At 63.8% G+C, this 4,950-nt stretch carries 2 protein-coding genes; both read left to right on the top strand.

Annotated elements, in window-relative coordinates:
• Positions 1-3,539, top strand: a 3,539-nt coding sequence (locus APY03_RS25155; protein ID WP_198161297.1) for a DUF637 domain-containing protein, incomplete at its 5' end; no start/stop codon positions are given.
• Between the two features lie 6 nt (positions 3,540-3,545).
• Positions 3,546-4,139, top strand: a complete 594-nt coding sequence (locus APY03_RS41765; RefSeq protein ID WP_146039282.1) for a hypothetical protein — start codon at positions 3,546-3,548, stop codon at positions 4,137-4,139.
• The last annotated feature ends 811 nt before the right edge of the window (positions 4,140-4,950 follow it).

Here is a 4,950-nt window from a genome sequence, read left to right as displayed (position 1 = left end):
CGGAGAGCCTCGCCAACAGCGGGCGCATCACGAGCGGCGGGGAACTCAAGATCGCCACGCGCGGCACATTGGGCAATGCGGGCGGCACCTTGGAAGCGCAGAGCCTGCAGCTCGCGAGCGGCACCGACATCGACAACCGTGGCGGCGCGATGCGCCAGACCAGCGGCGCCGGCCTGACGATCAAGGCACCCATCCTGAGCAACACCGCCGGTGGCGTGATCGGTGCCGAGCCAGTGCCCGAGACGACACCCGCGCAGCCGGGCACGGGAACAGGCAGCGGCGGCACTGGGATCTCGGACCCCGCGACGCCGGACATCGGCACCGGCACCGGCACCGGCACCGGCGATGCCACGATTGCGTTGCCACGCGAGGTGCCCACGCCAGGGACCATCACCGCCGCCGGTAGCATCCTCAACGACGCAGGCCGGGTGTACGCGGGCGGCCCGATCCAGCTGCAGACCTCGCAGGTGACCAACAACAGCGGTTCCCTCTCCACGACGAGCCTGGCCGTGAGCGGGCCGAGCTTCAGCAACGTGGGCGGCACGGTCCACGTCGCCCAGGGCTTCAGCGCCAACGTCGATCGCTTGGACAACACCGGCGGAACGGTGCGGGCCGGCAGCATGCAGATCGCCAGCGCAGGCGACCTGATCAACAGCAACGGCACGCTGGACAGCCGCGGCGATGCGACCCTCAGCGCGGGCGGCGCGATCGACAACAGCCGAGGCAGCATCACGGCCGCGCGCCACGCCAGCCTCACTGCCGCCCGCGTGCAGGGCGCGGGCGTGCTCGGCGCGGGCATCCAGGCCGATGACAGGCTGGGCTCTGCGGGCGATCTGCGCGTGACCACGACCGATGCACTGGCCGCCAACGGCACAACGCTCGCAGCCGGCGATTCCGTGCTGCAGGGCGCGAGCATCGACCTGTCCTCCAGCACCACCAGCGCCGGCAGCATCTCGCTGACGGCCACGCAGGGCAAGGTCATCACGAGCGCGGCAAGCGTGACCACGCCGGGCACCTTGAGCGTCACCGCCACTGCCAACGCAGAGCAGGCCCTTGTTAACGACAGCGGCCAGCTCCATGCCGGCCAGCTCGACCTACGCGCATCGAACATCGCCAATACGCACGGCGGCGAGATCTTGCAGACCGGCAACGGTGCCACGCGCATCGAGGTATCGGGCGCCCTGGCCAATGATGCTGGCACCATCGCGAGCAACGGCAACACGACGGTGTCCGCGGGCAGCCTGTCGAACCAGGGCGGCACCATCGCGAGCAACGGCACCGCGACCCTCACTGCCGGCAGCCTGCGAAACGACTCGGGACGCATCACCGCCGCCGGCGACCTGAGCGCCACGGTCGCCGGTGCCGCCACCAACATCGGCGGCACCCTGGCCGCCAACGGCAGCACCACGTTCACGGCCGATACGCTGGACAACACGCGCGGCAGCGTGGCCGCCGTCCACGGGCAGCTGCGCGTCGCCACGGCCGGCCAGACCGTCAACGCGGCCGGCAAGCTGCAGGCCGGCGGCGCCGCGGTACTTGCCAACGCCGGACTGGTCAACACGGAGGGCCAGGTCACCGGCAGCAGCGTGTCCGTGGACACGCGCGGCCATGCCCTGGCGAACATGGACGCCGGCGGCAAGCTCAGCCTGCTCACGCAATCCACCACCAGCGCCATGAGCCGCAGGGAGGTCGACAACGATGCCGCCTTCTCCTCGGCCTCGGGCAGCGGACGCACGGACGAGACAACCCAGTACAACCGCTTCGACGTCAAGGACCTGGGCATCCAGGCCGCCGGCGGTGTGAAGGCGCAGCTCGGCGCCAACGCCAGCCTGTCAATGCTGGCGCAGCAGCCAGGCATGGCCTGGGTCAACCAGCTCGCCAACGACCCGGCCTTCGTCAACAGCGTCGAGTGGCAGCGCGTGAAGGAGGAGCACGACCGGTGGTCCTATCACCAGAGCGGCATGGGGCCGGTGACGGCGCTGGTGGTGAGCGTGGTGGCAGCGGCAGTGGCGGCGCCGATCGCCGCGCAGGCAGGAGCGGCCGCGGGCGGTGCTGCAACCTCGGCCGGCATGGGCGCCACCGTCTCCGCCGGCACCAACGCTGCGGTTCAAGCTGGTGTCTCCGCGCTGGCCAGCCGGGCTGCGGTGAGCCTCGTCAACAACGACGGCGACCTCGGCAGGGTGCTGCAGGAGATGGGCAGCAGCGACGCGGTGAAGGGCATCGTCACGTCGATGCTGACTGCGGGTGTGGTTCAGGGCCTCAATGAGACCATCGGTTTGAGCGCTCCGACAGCGCAGCTGAGTTGGCAGCAACAACTGGGCCGCAACGTCGCCGACGGCGCAGCCAGCGCGCTGGTGCGCAGCGCCATCAACGCAACGTCCCTCGAAGACGAACTCCGGTCTGCGTTGGCCAACGCGCTGCTGACGACCGCGGCCACGCAAAGCGCCAATGCGATTGCCCTGGACACGGGCGAGGGTGCAGCCCTCAACCGCTTTGCGTCCGAACTGGCGCACGCGATCGCAGGATGCGCAGTCGGTTCGGGTCGTGCGAGCGCGGCCGGCGGTGCAGCTGGCGACGGGTGCGCGGCAGGTGCCTTGGGTGCGGTCGCTGGGCATCTGTTTGCGCAGTTCGCCGGTGAGAGCCTGCCCCTGGATCAAGCCGTACAGCTCAGCCGTCTGATAGGTGGCTTGTCAGCCGCCATTGCCGGCGGTGACGAGCGGAGCATCTACATCGGCGCGGCGGCCGGAGAGAACGCTGCGGAGAACAACTTCGGCTACCTGCTCGCGCTCGCGCCGCGCGTGAGCAACTATCTCGAGCGCGCCGTCCGCTTCGGCGCAAGCACTCTGAGTTCGGCAGAGACCGCGCTGGTCGATCGCTGCATCAGTTCGACGGCTTGCTTCGCGCTTTTGCCAGCGGGCGCCGCAGCGACCTGGGCCGTCGGCACTCAGATGGCGGCGCACCAGCCATCGCTCGCGGATCAGATTCCGACGGGCTACGGCGCGGGAGGCGTTCGGGTCTTGAATGGCTCCGCCAGCACCCCCGCGGATGTCGTGCAGGGAGAAAACACGACGGCGACCCCTGGCGTGGCCTTGAACGATTCGGGGACGCCGGGCTATAGCGCATCCAGTCCGAGTACGGGTGGAACCTCAACGCCGAACAATGGGCCAATGGGCGGGCTTGCGATGATGGCCGTCCCCATTGGCGATAGGAATGCCTTCGACAAAGGGCTGACAAGCGCGATGGGCACGCAACCGATCCCTGAGCGTGCTACGAACTCAAGCAATGAGATTGGCCGCTACCCCAGTGGCACGTGGGCTGATGCGAATCGTGCATTCGACGCGATGCCGCTGAGTGGAGTCCGGGTTGTTGGCACCACGCCGATAGGCGATATTCGGTATGGAACGCTTCCGGACGGAACGGCAGTGATTGTTCGCCCCAATAGTTCAGATGGAGCTCCCACGATACAGATCCAAGACAGCAATCGTCCGAGCGGACGGCCCGTGACCGTCCGGGAAATCAGATTCGGGCCACCCAGGTAGCGCTAAATGAAAGCAATCGAAATCAACAAAACCCATCTCTCATTAACAAAAGGATTGACGGACAGTCTTCAGGCGGCCGTGCGTAATGAACGAACGCTGGATGAGATCTGGATCAAAGAAAAGGGCTGGAGGGCGATTCATCTCGACGACTCGAATCTCGTCAGGTTCACAGCATCGACACTGATCCGCTACACACGCTCTCAAGGGTTCGATCGACTGTATGCCGTCGATACTGTTGATCTCTTCAGAAGCATTTATGGTGAAGTGGATGTCCGGATTGTGCCCATGACTCTTGACGGAATCAGTCAAGCCTGTTTTGGCCTTCCTCGCGCGGAAGAAGGAAATCCTGATTCTTGTTTTGAATGGTTTTTGCAGAAGGCAATGGGGGTGAGCGTTTTTTTTCCGATGACTGATCCAATTCCCATGCTAGTCATGCGCGACGCGTCAACCTGCATAACCATAGCAGGCGACGACTTCTTTCTCGATTGCATGGTCAGAGGATCAAGAAGGATTTGGTACGAAGGTGTCCCGCACGATGGGCTCAGCCGCCGCAAACCGTTTCAATCTGAAGCGACGCAAAGGCAAAGTTGGATGTGCTGACGACCGCGGCCACGCAAAGCGCCAATGCGATTGCCCTGGACACGGGCGAGGGTGCAGCCCTCAACCGCTTTGCGTCCGAACTGGCGCACGCGATCGCAGGATGCGCACGACATCAGATCAGGGCAGGAGCGACAAGAAGTGAGTTCATGCTCTGGACGAATCTGTCTGAGATCGCGCGGGAATAGAAGAAGTATGACTTGCGGCTATTGTTGGGTTTTTTGCCGCTACCAATCTCATTGTTCCTACTAATATTTTCCTGGGGGATATATTCAAATCGAGCAAAATTTGCATGGCTAGTTTGGAGGCGGTCGTTTTTTGGATCATTGCCTCTTTGGTTTTGGCGAGAGTGTATGCGAACTACTTTGTCTCAACGAAAGCGATGACTCAAAATCATGGGGCTACATTGTTGGAGGGGCATTGGCACTCTTTGCTCCCTGTGTTTTGATTTTTGATTTTTCTTTTACTCGAGAGTTAAGAAATTCGCTTTTGGCCGGACAATGGCCGGGGCGGTATGTCTCTTATTTTTGGTCGTTTTCTTTTTTCCTCCTTTATTCTTCACGGCAAGCTTGATCGGATGCGTGATAGCGGGGGGCACTGTATGTATGTGATGCCGCTTAGCCGCCTGGACAGGTTCAGGAGTACCCACTAATCACTCCCTTGCATTGAATGCTGAGCATTCAAGGCCAACAGTGGCGTCAGAGCCACCTCCACCAAGCGATAGAGAGTGCCGCTCAGTCAGCCCGCACAACCTCCCGATCGGGCGCATCCGCGTGCAGCCGCTCCACCTCCGCCGCGCGCCGCAGCAGCACCG

The sequence above is a fragment of the Variovorax sp. WDL1 genome (genome assembly GCF_001541225.1).
Lineage (GTDB): Bacteria > Pseudomonadota > Gammaproteobacteria > Burkholderiales > Burkholderiaceae_C > Variovorax.
This window is presented reverse-complemented; position numbering and strand designations above follow the sequence as displayed.